Annotated in this window: 12 protein-coding genes; 10 read left to right on the top strand and 2 right to left on the bottom strand. The window is 71.2% G+C overall.

What is annotated here, in order from left to right:
• The first annotated feature begins 404 nt into the window (after positions 1-404).
• On the top strand, positions 405-1925 hold the full coding sequence (locus OH735_RS00745; RefSeq protein ID WP_406378556.1) for an ISKra4 family transposase: 1521 nt from the start codon (positions 405-407) through the stop codon (positions 1923-1925).
• Positions 1926-2311: 386 nt separating this feature from the next.
• Here the strand turns inward: OH735_RS00745 and OH735_RS00740 are convergent, their stop codons facing one another.
• Positions 2312-3319, bottom strand: a complete 1008-nt coding sequence (locus tag OH735_RS00740; RefSeq protein ID WP_406378554.1) for a phosphopantetheine-binding protein — start codon at positions 3317-3319, stop codon at positions 2312-2314.
• Positions 3320-3398: 79 nt separating this feature from the next.
• Positions 3399-4322, bottom strand: a complete 924-nt coding sequence (locus OH735_RS00735; protein WP_406378552.1) for a phosphotransferase family protein — start codon at positions 4320-4322, stop codon at positions 3399-3401.
• Positions 4323-5301: 979 nt separating this feature from the next.
• Here OH735_RS00735 and OH735_RS00730 point away from each other — a divergent pair.
• The 9 genes from OH735_RS00730 (at position 5302) to OH735_RS00690 (ending at position 19195) form a co-directional block, all read left to right on the top strand.
• Positions 5302-6537, top strand: a complete 1236-nt coding sequence (locus OH735_RS00730) for an ACP S-malonyltransferase (RefSeq protein ID WP_406378550.1) — start codon at positions 5302-5304, stop codon at positions 6535-6537.
• Between the two features lie 73 nt (positions 6538-6610).
• On the top strand, positions 6611-7501 hold the full coding sequence (locus tag OH735_RS00725) for a 3-hydroxyacyl-CoA dehydrogenase family protein (RefSeq protein WP_406378548.1): 891 nt from the start codon (positions 6611-6613) through the stop codon (positions 7499-7501).
• 34 nt (positions 7502-7535) lie between these two features.
• Positions 7536-7802, top strand: coding sequence for an acyl carrier protein (locus tag OH735_RS00720; RefSeq protein WP_385146949.1), 267 nt, complete (start codon positions 7536-7538; stop codon positions 7800-7802).
• Between the two features lie 20 nt (positions 7803-7822).
• Complete coding sequence (locus tag OH735_RS00715; protein ID WP_406378546.1) at positions 7823-8974, top strand: acyl-CoA dehydrogenase family protein; 1152 nt, start codon at positions 7823-7825, stop codon at positions 8972-8974.
• Positions 8971-11040 (top strand): amino acid adenylation domain-containing protein, encoded by a 2070-nt coding sequence (locus tag OH735_RS00710; RefSeq protein WP_406378544.1) that lies wholly within the window; start codon positions 8971-8973, stop codon positions 11038-11040. The genes OH735_RS00715 and OH735_RS00710 overlap by 4 nt, the downstream gene beginning before the upstream one ends.
• Positions 11037-12422 (top strand): class I adenylate-forming enzyme family protein, encoded by a 1386-nt coding sequence (locus OH735_RS00705; protein ID WP_406378543.1) that lies wholly within the window; start codon positions 11037-11039, stop codon positions 12420-12422. The genes OH735_RS00710 and OH735_RS00705 overlap by 4 nt, the downstream gene beginning before the upstream one ends.
• Positions 12419-13177, top strand: a complete 759-nt coding sequence (locus OH735_RS00700) for an SDR family NAD(P)-dependent oxidoreductase (protein ID WP_406378541.1) — start codon at positions 12419-12421, stop codon at positions 13175-13177. The genes OH735_RS00705 and OH735_RS00700 overlap by 4 nt, the downstream gene beginning before the upstream one ends.
• A gap of 58 nt (positions 13178-13235) precedes the next feature.
• Positions 13236-13619: an acyl carrier protein gene (locus tag OH735_RS00695; protein WP_406378539.1), complete on the top strand. Its 384-nt coding sequence runs from the start codon at positions 13236-13238 to the stop codon at positions 13617-13619.
• Positions 13616-19195: a type I polyketide synthase gene (locus OH735_RS00690; protein WP_406378537.1), complete on the top strand. Its 5580-nt coding sequence runs from the start codon at positions 13616-13618 to the stop codon at positions 19193-19195. Before OH735_RS00695 ends, OH735_RS00690 begins: the two co-directional genes overlap by 4 nt.
• Position 19196 lies beyond the last annotated feature (1 nt).

Genomic DNA, 19196 nt, shown 5'->3' with positions numbered 1-19196 from the left:
CGGCTCGGATACTGCGATCACGCCACGCCAAGCGCTCGTCGGCCGCGAACGCTCAGACTGGCCACGTAGAACGCTCACCGGCCAACTATGGCGCTCCTTACCTTGTTGGCGGGTTGATTCCGGTCCTTCGTACGATCGGGAGACCCGGGGGCCTGGGTGTGGCTTTAGAGCGCTCATGCCGTAGGTGTGGCTTTGACTGATTGGCCGCCCAGTGCCCCGCGACGACACGGCCACTCATTGGGATGAGCGAACAGAGATGGGTGCAGATCTTGTGAGGGTGCCTCGTTGGGGTGATTCGCAGGGGTTCGGGATGTGCCGGTGTGGGGCGGTCTCTACCGTCGGCGAGGTGAGCCGACCGTGGGTGCGGGCACCGGGTGAGGCGGGGTGGTGTGGTGCCGTCGTTGATGGCCGCGTTGGATGCCAGAGAGAGTGAATGCCGGGCCAGGGTCGCGGAGTTGCGCAAGCAGATCGCAGAGCTTTCCGAAGCGGTGTCCCAGGCGGAAGCCGAACTGTCCCGGTTGCAGATCACGCGGGAGACGGTGAAGCAGGCGCGCATGCGCGAGGTGACCCGGCAGCTGTTCCAGGACCATCTGGATCTGCGCGCGGTGCGCGAGCGGCGGGCCGGGCAGGTGGTCGATGAGACCGGGGTTGAACGCACCCGGATCGAGCGGGGCCGACGCCGGATCCTGGCCACGGTGTTCGGGAAGGTCACCGCGACCCGGATCGCCTACCGGGCCACCGGCTCGGCGGATCTGCACCTGGCCGACGCCGCGCTGAACATGCCGGCCGGGATGCACAGCCATGGGCTGGCCAGGCTCGCCGCCACCGAGTCCGCCCGCGGATCCTTCGCCGAGGCAGTCGACCGCGTCAACGCGCTGACCGGCGCCGGGATCGGCCACCGGCAGGTCCAGGAACTCGCCGTGGCCGCCGCGGCCGGCATCGACGCGTTCTACCAGGCCCTGGTACCCGAGCCGTGCACCGACGCCACGCTGCTGGTGCTGTCCACCGACGGCAAGGGCGTGGTGATAAGGCCCGAGGCGCTGCGCGAGGCCACCGCGAAGGCCGCTGCGACCAAGAGCGGCAACAAGATGGCGACCAGGCTCGCGCCCAGGGAGAAGCACGGCCGCAAACGGATGGCCACCCTGGGCACCGTCTACGACGCCGAGCCCGCCGTCCGCGGCGTCGACGACATCATCACCGACCCCGCCGACCCCGCGAAGGAGCGTCGCCCGGGCCCGAAAGCCAGGTCCAAGTGGCTGTGCGGCTCGGTGAACGACACCGCCGAACAAGTCATCGCCGCGGTATTCGACCAGGCCGAAGCCCGCGACCCCGGACACCGCCGGACCTGGGTCGTACTGGTCGACGGCGCCCGGCACCAGCTCGACCTCATCCGAGCCGAGGCAGCACGCCGGAACGTCACCGTACACATCGTCATCGACATCATCCACGTGCTCGAATACCTGTGGGGCGCCGCGCACTGCCTGCACCCGGCCGGCGACCGCGCGGCCGAGGCCTGGGTCGCCGGACAGGCCCGTACCATCCTGGCCGGAGGCTCCGAGCAGGCCGCGGCCTCGATCAGCGCCGCCGCCGACGCTGCCGGGCTCAGGCCCGGCTCACGCAAGGGCATCGACAACGCCGTCGGCTACCTGAAGAACAAGGCCGCCTACCTGCGTTACGACACCGCGCTGACCGAAGGCTTCCCGATCGCCACCGGGATCATCGAGGGGGCGTGCCGCCACCTGGTCAAAGACCGCCTCGACATCACCGGCGCCCGCTGGGGCCTCTCCGGCGCCGAAGCCGTCCTGAAACTCCGCGCCCTGCGCAGCAACGGCGACTTCGACACCTACTGGGCCTGGCACGAAACACAGGAGTTCACACGCAACCACCAGGCCCGATACCGCGACACGCTCATACCAGCGGCTTGATCGCCAGAACCCTCATTGGATCTGCACCCAACGTCGACAGCAGCGGGCTCGAGCACCGGGCGTGGTCGGGCACGAGCCCCAGGCCGAGGCCGATGGAGACCAGGGCGAAGAGTTTGTACGCGGCGTAGACGAGGGCGAAGCCACAGCCGACCGAGGTCGTGCGCAGGCCCCAGTGCTGACTGCGTCGGGTCGAGCGCTGGGACTGGGCCTAGGGGTGCAGCGGGAAGTCCTTGGCCGTGTCCCCCAGGAAGGAGATGTAGATGAGCACGTAGCACGCGTACAACACCGGGTTGCGGCCGGTGAGTTGTTCGGAGACGAAGGCGCGGTGCGGCGGGCTTGGTGAGTGAGGTGACGTGGACGGCCCGCGGGTTTCGCCGCGGTGCCGGCTATGCGGATGCAGCCTGGTCAGGGGAGCGGAGGGACTCTATGACCTCCGCGCACTGTCGGGCAGTGCTGGCGTTGGTCAGAGCTGTGGCGGACAGGTCGATGCCGAACTCACGGCGCACCCGCAGGACGAACCGCACGGCGCGGAGTGACGTCCCGCCCAGGTCGAAGAAGTCGTCGTCCGGCTGGATGTCGGCCACGTCGAGGAGTTCCCGCCAGAACTGCAGGACGGCGTCGAGGACGTCCCTGTCGTGGGTCGTGGTCATCTGTTCGCCTGTTCTCGAGGATTCGAAGGTGAGGGGCGGCCGCCGGGGCCAGGGGTGGACCTCGAGCGGTCCCGAGGCGTCGGCGGGGCCACTGACGGCGGCGGACCAGTCCGGGCCGAGGTCCAGGTCCCGTACCCGCCACGCACCCGAGGTGCCGGCCGCGGCGTCCATCACGATGTCGTCGCTCTGGTCCGGGTGGCTGTGCCAGGCCGGCAGGTCGCCGGTGATGCCGACACCGATCGCCTTCAGGACCGCTTCCTTGCGGGTCCAGCAGGTGAAGAAGCCCAGGAGGCGGGCGTGGCCGTCGGGGAGCCCGTCCAGCCACTGGCGTTCCGCGGTGGAGAGGACCGTCCGGGCGAGTTCTGGAATCTCGACCGGACGCCGCTGCTCCACGTCCACGCCGACGGGTCGGTCACTGAGGGCGAGGGCTCCGCGGCCGACGGTGTGGGACACGCTGATCCACAGAGATGTGTCGGGGTGGACGAGCGCGGGCGGTCCGTGGTCGTCCACCCCGCACCCCGGGCACGCTCGTCGGCCCAGGCCGATGTGGCGGGGCGGGATGCCGAACAGGTCCGAGATGATGGACCGGACGGCCGCCCGGCTGGTGACGAACTCGGTGGCGCGACGGGGCGCCATACCGGCCAAGCGGTCCAGTTCCTCGGTGCTGAGCAGCCGACGGTCCTCGGGCCGGAGAGCGTCGGGAACGTCCCAGTGCCAGACGGTCGTGCCACCTTCGAAGGTCACGTCCGGTGCCCGCCCGGGATTCCGTGCCCGGCCGCCGGCGCGAGGGCACTGAGGGGTCGGGAGGGGATGCGGGTCGTCTTCACTTGGTGCCGAACCACGTCTCGGCGAGCGAGTCGAGGGTGGGTTCGGGCGGTTCGGGCAGGTCCTTGAAGTACCGCGGCAGGTTGCTGTAGACGTGGAGCAGTGTGTGCGCGAGGAGTTCACGCGGGTCGAACTCGTGCCCGTACGCCTTCAGGACCCGTCCCAGCAGGCGTGGGTCGCCGCAGGACACGTACAGACCGACGCCGACGAAGTCGTATGCGCGATCCCCGATCATGGCCGGCTCGAAGTCGATGAGCCCGGTCAGCCGCCAGTCGTCGGGATCGACGATCAAGTGCTGCCGCATGACTTCGGTGTGCAGCAGGGAGTGGGGCCGGTCCGTGGCGAGCGGGACGGAGTCCAGGAAGTCCGGTATCTGCTCCAGCCACTGCTCCGGCAGGTCCCGTTCGCGCTGCCGCTCGACGGCTCGGGCGCGGCGCTCCGCCAGGGCGGTGTCCCAGGTCTTGGGCCCCAGCACGTCGGTGAGGGGCGCGGGGTCGAGTGAGTGCAGGACGGCCAGGGCTTCCCCGACCTCGGTGGCGATGCGGTCCCGGTCGGCTTCCGGGATCTGCGGCCAGGCCTTCGCGAGGCCCTCCCCCGGAAGCTGTGACATCAGGACGTAGCGCCACCCGTTCTCGTACTCCCCGAACTCGTGCAACTCCGGTACGGGGATCGGCAGGCGTCCCTGGAGGTACTCCAGAACCCGGTGCTCCGTGAGGGCGTCCTGGATCCACATACGGGGGAAGAGCTTGAGGACGTGGCGGTCGCCGAGTGCGTAGACCGGCTCCGAGCCATCGGGGTACCGAACGGGCTGGACATCGGCGAAGCCGAGGCGGGCGCAGAGGTCTTCGACGCCGGGCCGGAGTGCTTCGTCGTCCGGGATGACTGTGTCCCACTGTTCGTCTGTGTCCACGGCAGGCAGCATGGCCGTCACGGTATAGCGAGGGCGATGCGTTCGTAAAGATCTTCAGTGGGCAGATGGATTTCGGCCTCCCGGACGGGTCCGCAGGCCGCCTCAAGCGGGTGGTTGATCCTGTGTTTGCGCTGGTCGGCGCTACGTGTTCGGGATGAGCGGCGCTCCGTTGCCATCGGTGAGAGGCCAAGCCGTGAGCAAACAACGGGGCTTTGATGGTTCGCCAGTTGGCCAGCCTGCCGTGCCGTGCCGTGCGGTGCGGTGTGGTGTGGTGTGGTGTGGACGTGGCCGAAGGGCCGGGGGTGGCTCTTCTCCGCGGACGCTCGAAACGGAATGTGAGGCGACGTCATGGACGCGGTGTGGGAACAGTGTGGATCCGCCGCGCGGAGGGTCTCCGGGGAGCGGGTGCAGGCAGCCTTCCCGTCTGCCGACCGGGGCAACTGCCGTATCGACGGGCGGGGGCGGAGGTGTGGCCGGTTTCGCCGGCCTGGATTTCCGATACGCCCGGAAGGCAGCCCTGATCACCCTATATCGCGCGATCCGGGGAAGTGGGAAACGGAATCGGGAGACGGCGTATGTCATCACCGCCGCATCCCCGGATCGAGCCGATACCCGGCGGGGTCGGAGAGCTCGTCCGGGCCGAGTGCGGCGGGAATGGGATTCACCATGTGCGGGACGTGAACTTCGCCGAGGACTCCTCCCGCGACCGCACCGCTCACGGGCCTTGGAGTGCGGCCGCGCCTGCCTTGAATGTCATGAACATCTCACGCGAAAGGTGGGCGGGGATCGCCGATGCCCGCCGTGAGCGGTGCTTGCACGGAGCGTTGCCTCGGGCGAGCCGCTCGGCAACTCTAGCGACCCGCATGGGTAAATGGCCTGGTCGGATGGTGGGAAGCGACCATTGACGCCTCCGCGACGTGCTGGTAACTTCCAGGTCACGCTGCGGTTGATCTTCGTTGGAGGAGACCCCACAGAGAGCTCGGGGGAAGAAGTGCTGTCTTTGACATCGCGGCATGCCGCGATATTTCCGGGAGTCGGCGCCCAGCACGCTGGCATGGGCAAAGAATTATTCGACAAATTTCCGCGCTACCGCCGGACTATCGGGGAAGCCTCCGACGTTCTGCGAATGGACTTTTCGAAACTCTACTTCTCGGCGGAGCACCGGAAAGATCTGAATCGGCAGGAAACGTCTCAGCTCGGGACTTTCGTCACCAGCGTGGCCATGTATCGCGTCATGACCGAGGAAGTCGGTCTTGAATTCTCGGTCCATGCGGGACACAGTCTCGGCGAGTATTCCGCACTCTGTGCGGCCGGCGCCGTGTCGTTCGCCGACGGACTCGAGTTGGTCCGGCAGCGCGGTGCGGTGATCCGCAACGCGGCGTCGAAGCTCGACGGCACCATGATGTGGGTGCTGAACCTCCCGCCCGAAGTGGTCGAGTCCGCCTGCGCGAGAGTCGCTCGTGCGGGGCGCCGGGTCAGCGTGTCCGCGTACGACGCCCCCCTTCAACTGGCCATCTCCGGCCCGCGGGACGACTTGCTCGCGGTGGCGCAGGAGCTGGAGGCGCGGGGCGCGGTGGTCTACCCCTTGGGCATGGAGGGGCCGTACCACAGCGAGTTGATGCGGGCCGCCACCGACGAGATGGCGGCGCTGCTGAAGTCTTTCGACATCGTGGAGCCTTCGGTTACCGTGCTCTCGACGGTGACCGCCGAGCCGCATCCCGGCGGCGACGGGTCCCGGGAGCTGCTGGCCCAGCAGCTCGTTGCCCCGGTGCGCTGGCTCGACGTCCAGCGCCGGCTGATTGCCGAGGGAGTGGGCGGAGCACTTGAGGTGGGACCCGGCAACGTGCTGCGCTTCCTGCTGGAGAAGACGACCAAGAACGTGACCGGTTGGTCCGTTGCCCAATACCCCGATGCGGCACTGTTGCGAGAGGCGATGTCGGTCGGGCCGGCCGACCACGCGGACGTGGTCCGCGGATGCCTGCGGGTGGCCGCGAGCACCCCCACCCGCCAGCAGGACCCCGACGGACTGGAGTTCATCGCACGGGCTCAGCGTGAGCTGGTCGCGCTCGACTCCCGGGCGCGCGAGGGCGCTGTACTGGGGCCGGCCGACGTCGAGGCGGCCCTGACCTGGGTCCGCCGGATCCTGGAGGCCAAGGGGCTGACAGGAGTGGACGGGCAGGGCCGGATCAATCGCGTGCTCGGCGGCAGGGCACGGCCTGCGGCCTGAACCTCGGACCGTGCCGGGCAGGCTCGGACCCCGGAAGGGGCGGCTTCGCTATGTCGACTTTCAGGAGACTGCCATGACCAATGAGCTCCACCCTGTTCCCACCCGCACCCTCGGTGTGGTCGGTGCCGGTGGCATCGGTTCCACCGTGTGCGCCGACTTCGTGCTGCACGGCTTCAAGGTCGTGCTCGTCGACCTCTCCGAGGAACGGCTGACGGAGGCGCGCGAACGCATCGTCGAGGCAGTCCGGTTCGGCCCGATGCTGCGGCCCGCGCTGCCCCGCGTGCCGGAGGAGGACGCCCTCGCGGCCGTCGAGTTCACCACGGATCCGGAGCGACTGCGCGGCTGCGAGTTCGTGGTCGAGAACGTCAGCGAGATCTGGGAAGTGAAGCAGGACCTCTATCTCGAACTGGACCGGATCCTGCCGGCCGGGGTCGGGATCGGCGTGAACACGTCGAGCATTCCCATCGGTCGTCTTGCCGCCCTCACCTCGCGTCCCTCGCTCGTCATCGGCATCCACTTCATGAATCCCGCGTACCTGAAGGACGCGGTCGAGATCATGCGCGGGGCGGAGACCTCGGACGAGTGCCTGGACTACGTGCGCGGCCTGCTGGCGGACCTGGGCAAGGAGGGGATCGTCGTGGGCGACTTCCCCGGGTTCGTGAGCAACCGGATCTCGCACCTCTTCTTCAACGAGGCCAGCCGTGTGGTCGAGGAGCACGGCGTCGAACCGGCCGTGGTGGATGCCGTGTTCAAGAAGTGCTTCGGGCACCGCATGGGGCCTCTGGAGACGGCCGACCTCATCGGCCTCGACACGGTGGCCCTGACCCTCGACCACCTACTGGAGAGCTACGGCGACGAGAAGTTCGTCTGCTCGGACCTGATGCGCGACCTGGTGAAGTCCGGTCGGCTCGGGCGCAAGACCGGCGGGGGCTTCTACTCCTACCCCGTGCGGCGGCAGCACTGACAACCGGACCCGACAAAAAGAGAGGCGGACTGCCATGAGCGGCTTTTCGCGTGCGGAGATCGAAGAGGTCGTCCTGTCTCACCTGGCGCAGTACGACGCGTCGGGGACCCCCGACCCGGACGAGGACCTGTTCGAGACGGGCCGGGTGAACTCCCTGTTCGCCGTCCAGCTCATCGGCTTCCTGGAGAGCCACTTCCGCTTCAAGGTCACCGTGGTCGACCTGGAGCTGAAGAACTTCTCGACGGTGAACAAGATCGTGGAGTTCGTCGTGCAGAAGACAACCGCCTCGGTGACCTCTTGACGGCCACGGAGCGGAACGACGTGAAGCATCTGCTGTCCCCGGCCGAGGCGAACCGGCACGGGGAGTTGGTGGCGCTCATCGAGGGCACGTGGGGAGACCGGGCCGCAAACTGGGAGCGGACCGGTGACTTTCCCGACGAGGTCGTCCGGTGGTGCGCGGACCAGGGCCTGTTGGGTGCGTCCCTGCCCGCGGAGTGGGGCGGCGGCGGGGTGAGCGCCCTGGAGACTGGCCTGATGCACGAGGCTCTGGGAGGTGTCAGCGCCTCTCTCGCCTCCTTGGTGAACGTCCACGGGATGGCCGCCCACACCATCGCCAAGTGGGGCACCGAAGACCAGTGGGTTGGGATCATGCCCGCACTGGCCAAGGGGGAGCGGCTTGCCGCCGTCTGCATGACGGAACCCCAGGCCGGCAGCGACCTTTCCCTCCTGACGACCGAACTCGCGGACCGCGAGGGGCAGTTGGTGCTCAATGGGACCAAGGTCTTCATCACCTTTGGCGCCATGGCCGATGTCTTCCTCGTGTTCGCCCAGCGGGCCGGTCAGTCGGTTGCCTGTGTCGTGGAGCGCGGTACCCCCGGTCTGCGCACCGAGCCGATGGAGGACCTGCTCGGGCTGCGCGCGGCCCGGCTGGCCCGGGTCGAGTTCGAGGAGTGTGAGGTGTCCCCCGAGAACGTTGTCGGACGGGACGGGTTCGGCGTCAGCGTGCTCGCGCCCGTCGCCCTGGAGCACGGCCGGCACGCGGTGGCCTGGATGGCCGTGGGCATGCTCCGGTCCGTCTTCGAGGCCGCTGCCGCGTTCACTGCCGAGCGCCGGGCCTTCGGCGGCACACTGATCGAGCACGGGCAGATCCAGACCCTGATCACCCGGATGGGTACGGACCTCGAAGCCTCCAGGCTGCTGTGCGTTGCCGCCTCCCGCGCCATGGACGCGGGCGATCCCGCCATGACGGACCGCGTCCTGATGGCCAAGTACTTCGCCTGCCAGGCACTGGAGGAGCACGCCTCGCAGGCGGTCCAGATCCTCGGTTCCTCAGGCGTGCTGGGTGCCGGCGTCGCCGCCCGTGCCTACCGGGACGCGAAGGTGCTCAACATCATCGAGGGCACCGGCCAGATCATCGAGCGGATGCTCGCGCCCCGCCTGGTGAGGGCGGCCGCACGGGGACGTGTGACGTGACCGAGTGGAGCGTTGCCCTCGATCCGGGCCTGCACGCGGCGTTGGACGCCGTCCCGGTGCCCACGGCCGAGCTGGTGCAGGCGGTGGCCGCAGTGGCCCTGCACTACACCGCGTACGGGGAACCGGTCCGGTTCGGCTTCGCGGCCTGCGACGGCCGGGCGCCGCTGGAGGTCGCAGCCGACGTGGACCCGGACGAGCCGTTCGCGGCTCTGGCCGCCCGGATCGCCCGCTCTGCCGGGACCGGCGCGGACGGTCCTGTGGACGGGCCGTCCGGAAACCTCGTGGTGCTCGGCTCCGGGTCCGGTATCGATGGCGGTACCGTTCGCCGGCTGACGCTGGACCTGACGGAGGGTCGGCTGAACGCGACCTCGGCGCCGGGCGTGGACGTGGAGCCCGGTGTCTTCCCGAAGGTCTTCCTGACCCTGCTGCGACAGGCGGCCGACGATCCCGAACGGACGGTCGGGTCCTGTGAGCTGCTGGCCGAGGACGCGGACCGGGTCCTGCGCGCCTTCAACGCCACCGATCGCGAGTTCCCCGACGACGTCACCCTGCACGGGATCTTCCGGGAACAGGCCCGCAGCCATCCTGACCGGGTCGCGGTGAGCACGGATGGTGAGCGACTGACCTACCGGGAGCTGGACGAGCGCACGGACCGGCTCGCCGGCGCCCTGCGCGAGCGAGTCGCCCCTGCCGGGGGGATCGTCGCGGTGCTCGCGGAGCGCTCCCTGGACTTGCCCGTCGCCCTGCTCGGCATCCTGAAGGCGGGCTGCGCCTACCTCCCGCTGGACCCGCAGTCGCCGCCCCGGCGGCTCGCGGAGACCCTTGAACGCAGCGGCGCCGTGACGGTGCTCGCCCAGCGTCCCCTCGTGGGCCTGGTCGAGGGTGCGCCGGTGGAGGTCCTCGCCCTCGACGACCCGCTGCTGTACGAGCCGGCGGCGGTGACCGAGGAGTGCGCGGGTCCGCGGGACCTGGCCTACGTCCTGTACACCTCCGGCTCGACGGGTCTCCCCAAGGGCGTGATGGTTGAGCACCGCTCGGTGGTGAACCGACTCGCCTGGATGCAGCGGAACCATCCCCTCGGACCCGAGGACACGCTGCTTCAGAAGACCCCGGTGATCTTCGATGTGTCCGTGTGGGAGCTGTTCTGGTGGATGTTCACCGGCGCTCGGATGCACCTGCTCGCGCCCGGCATGGAGCGCTTCCCGCTCGCCATCGTGGAGGCGGTGGAGCGGGAACGCGTCACCGCCGTGCACTTCGTGCCGTCCATGCTGAACGTCTTCGTGGACCATGTGGCGGCAGCCGGTGCGGCCGGATCGCTGTCCTCGTTGCGGTGGGTCTTCTCCAGCGGGGAGAGCCTGCCCGCGTCGGTCGCGGACGCCTGTGACAAGACGTTCGGCGGCCCTGCCGGGCCGCGGCTCGTCAACCTGTACGGCCCCACGGAGACCACCGTGGACGTGACGGCCCACACGTGCGCGTCGGGCCCGGCTTCGGGCCGGATACCGATCGGTCGACCGATCGACAACACGCGCCTGTATGTGCTCCGGCACGGCCGGCCGATGCCCGTCGGGCTCTTCGGCACGCTGCACGTCGGCGGAGTCCCAGTGGCCCGCGGTTACCTGGGGGACGAGCGGCTGACCGAGGAACGGTTCGTGCCGGAGTACGGCCGGCCGACGGAGCGGATGTACGACACCGGCGACATCGTGCGGTGGCTGCCCTCCGGGGACATCGACTTCCTCGGCCGGAACGACCTCCAGATCAAGCTCCGGGGAATCCGGATCGATCTCCAAGAGATCGAGGACGTACTCCTGGAGGCGCCCGGCGTGGTCGAGTGCGCCGTCCGCCTGGAGACGCCCGGCCCCAGCCTCTCCCTGCTGCGAGGCGCTGTGGCGGGCGGGCCGGATCTCTCGGCGCCGGTGCTCCGCGCCCACCTCGGCGAGCGCCTTCCCCCCTACATGATCCCGTCCACGTTCGACCGCTTCGAGGGCCTGCCGCGCACGGCGAGCGGAAAGATCGACCGACGCTCCCTCGCGGATCCGTCGGTCCGGGAACAAGGAGTACGGCTGTGACCGAACCGGGGACGACCGCGCGTATGGACTGGCTGCTGGAGCGGCTCGCGGGCTTCGGCGAACGAGAGGCCGTCATCGGCCCGGGCGTATCGGCCGACTACACGGACCTCGTGGCACGTGTCGAGGAGTGGCCGCGGGCGTGGCGGGGGACAGGGGTGCGACCCGGTTCCGTCGTGGCCGTCATCGGCGACGCCCTGCCGGGGACCGTCGCGCTGGTCCTCGCGCTGGCGCGGGCCGGATGCACGGTGGTGCCCATGTCCCCCAGGGACCCGGCGCCCGAGGCCCGCGCGCCGCGGTTCGCCACCGCCGAGGTGGAGACGGTGTTCGAATTCACCGGCCCGGATCAGTGGACCGCCACCGCCCTGCCCCGGCCGGAGGGCGCGGGCCACCCGCTGCTGCGCGGGCTGCGGTCCGACCGCGAGCCGGGTCTGGTGCTCTTCTCCTCCGGGAGCACCGGCGAGACCAAGGCGGCGGTGCTGTCGCTGCCGAGGCTCCTCGACCGCTTCCGCGTTGAGACGAGCCGGCCCTGGCGCACCCTCCAGTTCCTCGGGTTCGACCACATCGGCGGGGTGAACACCCTGTTCCACACGCTGTGCAACGGGGGGGCCGCGGTCGTCGAGCCGCGGCGGACCGCCGAGCTGATCTGCCGGGCGGTGGAGGTACACCGGGTGGAACTGCTGCCCACCACGCCGACCTTCCTCAACATGCTCCTGATCTCGGACGCACACCGGGACCACGACCTGTCGTCGCTGCGGCTGATCACCTACGGAACGGAGCCCATGCGGGAGGTGACGCTGCAGCACCTCGCGCGCACCTTCCCCGAGGTGCGGCTGAAGCAGACCTACGGTCTGACCGAGACGGGGATCCTGCCCACCCGCTCCGATTCCTCGACCTCCTTGGGGATGCGGATCGGCGGGGACGGGTTCGAGACGAAGATCGTGGACGGGGTGCTGTGGGTGCGTTCGCCCGGCAGCATGCTCGGCTACCTCAACAGCGTGGATCCGTTCGAGGCCGACGGCTGGCTGAACACCGGGGACGTTGTGGAGGAGGGGGCCGACGGCTCGCTCCGGGTGATCGGGCGACGCTCGAAGATCATCAACATCGGCGGCGAGAAGGTGTTCCCGGCACGGGTCGAGAACGTCCTGCTCCAGGCCCCCAACGTGCGTGACGTGGCCGTCCACGGGCGGTCGAACGCCGTTACGGGACAGGTTGTCGCGGCCCGCGTCGACCTCCTGGAGGACGAGGAACCGCGCCTGATGGCGAAGCGGTTGCGGCTCTTCTGTGCGGGCCGGCTGGCACCGCACGAGATCCCGGCCGTCTTCGTACGCGCCGAAGAACCCTTGCACGGAAGCCGCTTCAAGCGACAGGGATGGAACACATGACCAGTGAGAACGCGGCTCGGGCCGAGCGTCCGGTGGCGATCGTGAGCGGCGGCAGCCGCGGCCTCGGTCTGGCCTTCGTCCGCCACTTGCTGGACAGCGGCTACCGCGTGGCCACGTTCAGCCGCACCGAGACCGAGGAGCTCAAGGCCCTGCGAGCCCTGCCCGAGTACGCGGACGGGCTCCACTGGAGCCAGGTCGACGGCGGGGACGGGGACGAGGTCCAGCGGTTCGTCCGCGAGATCGGGCGCGGCTTCGGCCGGGTGGACCTCCTCGTGAACAACGCGGCGATCGGACTGGAGGGGCTGCTCCCGCTCACCCGGCCCGCCGACATCGAGCGCTCGCTCCAGGTCAATCTGACGCTGCCGCTGCTGCTCACCCGGGCCTGTCTCAAGCCGATGCTCGCCGGGGGCGGCGGCTGCGTGGTCAACGTGTCCTCGATCAACGCCGTACGCGGGCAGGCCGGGGTCACCGTGTACAGCGCGGCCAAGGCCGCCCTCGACGGGCTGACGCGAAGCCTGGCCCGTGAGGTCGGGCCGGCCGGCGTCCGCGTGGTCGGGCTGGCGCCCGGCTACTTCGAGAGCGCGATGACCGAGAACATGCCGGCGGAGACGCGTCGCCGCATCACCCGGCGGACGCCGCTGGGGCGGCTGGGGGAGATCGAGGACATGGTGGCCGTCTTCGCCTTCCTCGTCTCCGACGCCGCGCGCTTCGTCACCGGCCAGACGATCACGGTCGACGGCGGCTACACGTGTTGACGACCCGGATGGCGTCGCACGTTCCCCACTCCGCATCCCCCCGTTCCGTAGGAGAGCAGTGAGCAGCAGAGAGATCATCAAGTCCGTCGTCATGGATGTCGTCGAGGAGGTGTCCGGGCCGGTCGAGGACATCGCCCCCGACGACCTGCTTGTCGACGGACTCGGGCTGAGTTCGCTGCACCTCGCGCGGATCACCGCGGTGCTGGAGATGGAACTCGACCTCGACCCCTTCGTCGAACTCGTCCCCATCACCGACGTCCGCACGGTGGGCGACCTGTACGAGGCCTATGAACTGGCCGCCGCCCAGACCGGCACCGCGGACGGGCCCACCCGATCCGCCGCCGAACCGGTGGCCGCCGCCGGTGCGGAGGCCGCCGCGGCTCGTCGTGAGGCCGCCCGCCGTGGCCGTACCCTGCGCTCCCAGGCGCGAGGCGGGGCATGAGCGACGACGCCATGTCCGAGTACGAGGGGCGGATCGCCGTCATCGGCATGGCCGGGCGCTTCCCCGGCGCGGCCGATGTCGGCGCCTTCTGGGAGAACGTCGCGCAGGGCCGCCCCGGCCTGCGCGACCTGACCGAGGGCGATCTGCGGGGCGCCGGCGTCGACCCGCGCTGGATCGGCTACCCCCAGTACGTCCGGACGGCCGCGGCCCTGGAGGACGTGTACCGGTTCGACGCCGGCCTCTTCGGTATCTCCCCGCGCGAGGCCGAACTGATGGACCCGCAGCACCGGCTCTTCCTGGAGACGTGCTGGGAGGCGCTGGAGCACGCCGGACGGCTGGACCCCCGGCCCACCGGCGCCTCCGTGGGAGTGTTCGCGGGCTCCGGCGGCGTCCTCGCAGGACACCTGCCGGATGTGCTCGCGGACGGCGGTCGCTTCCTCGACCCCACGGCTTCCCTGGAACACCTGGGCAACGACAAGGACTTCCTCGCCACGCGGGTCTCCTACCGCCTCGGCCTGACCGGCCCGAGCCTCAACGTCCAGACGGCCTGCTCCACCTCGCTGGTGGCGGTGCACCTGGCCTGTCAGAGCCTGCTGGGCGGTGAGTGCGACACGGCCGTCGCGGGGGGCGTGACCGTACGCATGCCGTCCCATGCCGGCTACCTCGCCCATGAGGAGGGCATCCTCTCCCCGGACGGGCGCTGCCGCCCCTTCGACGCCGCCGCGGCCGGCACGGTCTTCGGCAGCGGCGTGGGCGCCGTCGTGCTCAAGCCGCTCGCCGACGCGCTGCGGGACCGCGACACCGTGTACGCCGTCATCCGGGGCACCGCCGTCAACAACGACGGCGGCGGCAAGACCAGTTACGGGGCGTCCAGTGTCGCGGGGCAGCTCGGCGCGATGCGCCAGGCGCTGCTGGTCGCCGACGTGGACCCCGGCACGATCGAATACGTCGAGGCGCACGGCACCGGCACCCTGCTGGGCGACCCGCTGGAGATCACCGCGCTCTCCCGAGCCCTCGGCGAGGGGGACGGGCGCCTGGTCGGGTCCGTCAAGGCCCTCGTCGGCCACCTGGAGGCCGCGGCCGGTGTCGCCGGTCTGATCAAGACCGTACTCGCGCTGCACCATGGAGTGATCCCGCCCAACCTGTACCTGGACGAGCCCAACCCACGACTCAAGCTGGCGGCCCGCGGGTTTGACGTCAACCGCAAGCCCGCGCACTGGCAGGGCACGCCCCGCCGGGCGGCCGTCAACTCCCTCGGCATCGGCGGCACCAACGCCTTCGCCGTGCTGGAGCAGGCCCCCGAGACCGCCTCCGTCGACTCGGTGTCGCTGCCCCGGGAACTGATCACCGTCTCGGCGGGGACCGCCGACGCGCTGGCCGTGGCCGCCCGCCGCTGGATCGACCACCTGCGCGGGGCGGAGCCCGGCGACCTCGCCGACCTCGCTCACACGGCGCAGGTCGGCCGCCGGCGCCTGCCGCACCAGGTCGGCGTACTCGCCGAGTCCGTCGCGGAGGCCGCCGATCATCTGGAGGCCTGGCTCGACGGCAGCCCGCGGGCGGACACCGTGCACACGCGGTCCACCCGCCGGACCGAGCCGGTCCTGCTCTTCTCCGGACAGGGCTCGCAGTACGCCGGCATGGGCGCGGAGCTGTACGCCGCGCACCCGGGCTTCCGCGCGTCGATCGACCGGCACGCCGGCCTCTTCGAGCACCTGACCGGCGCCTCCCTGCGGACGGTCCTGTTCGACCGCGAACAGGGAGCGCCCCTGCTGGCCCGGGCGGACCTGCTCCAGCCCGCCACGTACCTGCTTCAGATCGCCCTGTACGAGCTGTGGACCTCGTGGGGGATCAAGCCCGCGGCCGTGGCCGGGCACAGCCTCGGCGAATACGCCGCCGCGCACGCGGCTGGCGTCCTCACCGCCGAGGACGGGCTGCGCCTGGTCGCCCGACGCGGCCGCGTCATGGCGGACCTCGCCCCGGGCGGCGGGATGACCGCCGTGCGCTGCTCCGACCTCGACGCACTGGCGGAAATGGTCGCCCCCTGGGCGGGGGAGCTGGCCATCGCCGTGCGCAACACCCCGGACCAAGTGGTCCTCTCCGGTTCCCGGGCCGCGCTCGAAGCGATGCGCTCCGAATGCCGGGCCCGTCGCTGGCCCACGGTCGACCTGGCCGTCACGCACGCCTTCCATTCGCCGCTGGTGGCCCCTGCGGCCGACGCCCTGCGCGAGGCCGCGGCCCGCATCGCGCACGCTCCATCGCGCGTGCCCTTCGTCACCAACCTGACCGGTGCCGAGGCGGCCCCGGGGGAGATCGACGCGGACTACTGGGCCGCGCAGCTCGTCTCCCCCGTACGGTTCGACGCCTGCGTCGAGGAACTGCTCGGCCGGGACCTCACCCACTTCGTGGAGGTGGGCCCAGGCACGGCTCTGACCGGCTTCGGCCGGGCCCGGCGGGCCGAGGGGACGACGTGGCTGGCGAGCCTCGAAGCCCGCCGGAGCGACTGGACGGTCCTGCAGAAATCGCTGGCCGAACTGGACGCGGCCGGTGTCCGGGTCGACTGGGACGCCTTCCACCGTCCGCTGCGGCGGCGTCGGATCGCGGCGCCCACCTACCCGTTCGCGGGCGAGCGCCATCGGCTCGGCGCAGCCGGATCCCCGTCCCCGCGGATGGGGGCCCCCGCCCCCGCCGCGCACCGGCCGGACCCCGAGGCGGCGCTGCGCCGCGTACCGCTGCCCCGGTCGTCCCAGCGGCGCTGGGAGGCCGAACTGTCGGGCACCGCGCCGTTCTTCACCGACCACCTGCTGCTCGACAAGGTGGTGGTACCCGGCGCGTACCACACCGCGACCGTGCTGGAGGCGGCCTCGGACGGAGAACCGCTGCTGGTCGAGGACCTCGTCTTCCCCCGGGCCCTCGTCCTCGCCGACGAGCCGAGCGGCCTGCACCTGGTCTTCGACGAGACGGCGGACGGCGGCACCGCGGTCCGGGTTCTCGGCCTGCGCGCTGGTGCCTCGCCCCACCAGGACGGCTCCTGGACCACCCACGCCCAGGGGATCGTGCGCCGCCCCACCGGATCGGTCACCGGACCGGTGCCGGCGACGGTGGACGGCCCCCTCCGGACGTACGAAGGTGAGTCGGTCTACCGTCAACTCGCCCGTCGAGGTTACGAGTTGGGTTCCTCCTTCCGGCTGTTGCGGGAACTGAGGGTGGGCGGGGGCGTCTTCGAGGCGGACATCGCGCTGCCGGGACACCTGGCACCCACCGGGCGCCCCGCCCGGGCCGTGCTCCTGGACGTGTGTGTCCAGAGCCTCATCCTCACCTCCTTCCTCGGACTCGACGGGCACGAGGTCGAGGGCCTGCTGCTGCCCTTCCGGGTGGAGCGGGCGCTCTTCCACCGGCCTGACGAAGTGCCCGCGACCGCCCGGCTCCGGGCCGTCCTGCGGACCGAGCCCGAGCCCGGCGGGGACCTCCGTTCCGTCGCCGACGTGCGCGTCGAGGACCCGGAGGGCAGGCCGCTCATCGAACTGACCGGCCTGGAACTTCGGTTGGTCAGCCCCGAGCGACTGCTCGGCGCCGACGAAGCCGCCCCCGTCCACGCTCAGGTCTGGGAACCGGTCACAGGTACCCCGTCCGGGTCCGCCGGTCCGGAGCGCTGGCTGGTCCTCGCCGACGCGGCGGGCGCCTGGCGGTCCGCCGCCGGCGCCTTCGCGGACCGGGGCGCCTCCTGCGTGGTCGTACGGACGGGGGAGCGCTTCGAGAGGACCGGTGCGGCGGAGTTCGTCCTCGATCCCGCCGATCCCGACCAGCTCCGCGCGCTCCTGGCCGAACTGGGCGACTCCGGCCGGACCATGGGCGTGCTGCACTGCCTGGCCCTGGACCTGGGGTCCGAGGCGTCGGAGCCGGCCTCGCCGCGCGGTGCGCTCGGCAGCCTCCCGGCCCTCGTACGGGCCTGGGAGGAGGCCGGCTGGGCAGCGCCCGCCACGCTCGCCCTCGTCACCAGCGGGGCCGTCGGGGCCCGGCCGGGCGGTGAGGAGGTCCGTCCCGCGCAGAGCATGCTCTGGGGTGCGGGCCGGTGCGCCGTGCTCGAACTGGCCGACTGCGACGTCCGGTTGTTCGACGCCGATCCCACGGACGTGGCCGGCTCGCTGGACCGGCTCCCCGAAGCGCTGTCCTTCCCGGCCGAGCAGGCCCGGGAGACGGCCCTGCGGGCCGGAACCCTGTACGTCCCGCGTCTGCGGGCCGGGCAGCCGGAAGGCCCCGAGCGGTTCGTGGCCGACGGCGAGGGCTGTCACCTCGTCACCGGCGGCCTCGGCGCACTGGGCCTGCGGACGGCCGAGTGGCTGGCACGGCGAGGGGCCCGGCACGTGGTGCTCACCGGCCGCACCGAGCCCGGCGACCGGGCCCGCGAGGTGATCGCCGGCCTGGAGTCCTCGGGCGTCCGGGTCACCGTGGTCGAGGCGGACGTCTCGGACGAGGCGGAGACCACCGCGCTCGTCACACGGCTGCACCGGGACCACGGTCCGCTGCGCGGGGTCGTGCACGCCGCCGGCGTGGTCGAGGACGCGGTCCTGTCCCGGCTGGACTGGGACTCCTTCGCCCGGGTGCTGGCTCCGAAGGTGGCCGGCGCCCGCAACCTGCACCGTGCCACCGCCGGGCTGGACCTGGACCACTTCGTCCTCTACTCGTCCACCGCGGCCCTGCTCGGCTCCGCCGGACAGGCCCACTACGCGGCGGGCAACGGCTTCCTCGACGGGCTGGCTCTGCACCGCCGGGCGCTCGGGCTGCCCGCGCTGAGCGTCGGCTGGGGGCCGGTCACCGACGGGATGACGGCGCGCTTGGACGCCAGGCACCGCGAGCGGATGGCCGCCAACGGCTTCACCCTGCTCGACCCCGAGGCCGTGTTCGCGGCCCTGGACCGGATCATGGGAGGGCCCCACGAGGCACAGTACGGCGTCTTCGCGCTGGACTGGGGGACGTACCTGGACCGCGTCGGCCCCCGGATCCCTGGGAACCGGGGGGCCGACCGGGCGCCGACGGGCGCGCGAGCCCGGACCGCGGGCGCCACGCTCCAGGCGTTGCGCCAGGACTGGGACGCGGCATCGACGCAGCGCCGGGAAGAACTCGTCGCGGACTACGTCGGCTCCGTGCTCGCCCAGCGGGTCGGAGTGGACGAGGCCCGCTTCGACCGGGACGCGCCACTGACCTCGCTGGGCCTCGACTCGATGATCGCGATCGAGACCCGCAGCCAGATCCGGGCGGACCTCGCCGTGGACCTGCCGCTGGCCGACCTGCTCCAGGACGAGTCGGCCCGCGGGCTCGGCGCGGTCCTGACAGCCCGGCTGACCGCGAACACCGCGAACACCGTGGCCACCGCGAACGGCGAGGACCACGGCCCGGCCGGCGGCCGGGCGGCCGAGGGCGCCACCGGCACCCCGGCCTCGGGCACCGCACCGTTCGTCGCCGGTGGCGAGCCGCTCACCTCCGCACGCGCGGAGGAGTTGCTCACCTCCTTGCACCTGCTGGACGACGCCGAGATCCAGGCGCTCGAGGAACTGCTCACCCGGGAGCAGGAGGGATGAC

The organism is Streptomyces sp. NBC_01618, assembly GCF_045209435.1.
Lineage (GTDB): Bacteria > Actinomycetota > Actinomycetes > Streptomycetales > Streptomycetaceae > Streptomyces.
This window is presented reverse-complemented; position numbering and strand designations above follow the sequence as displayed.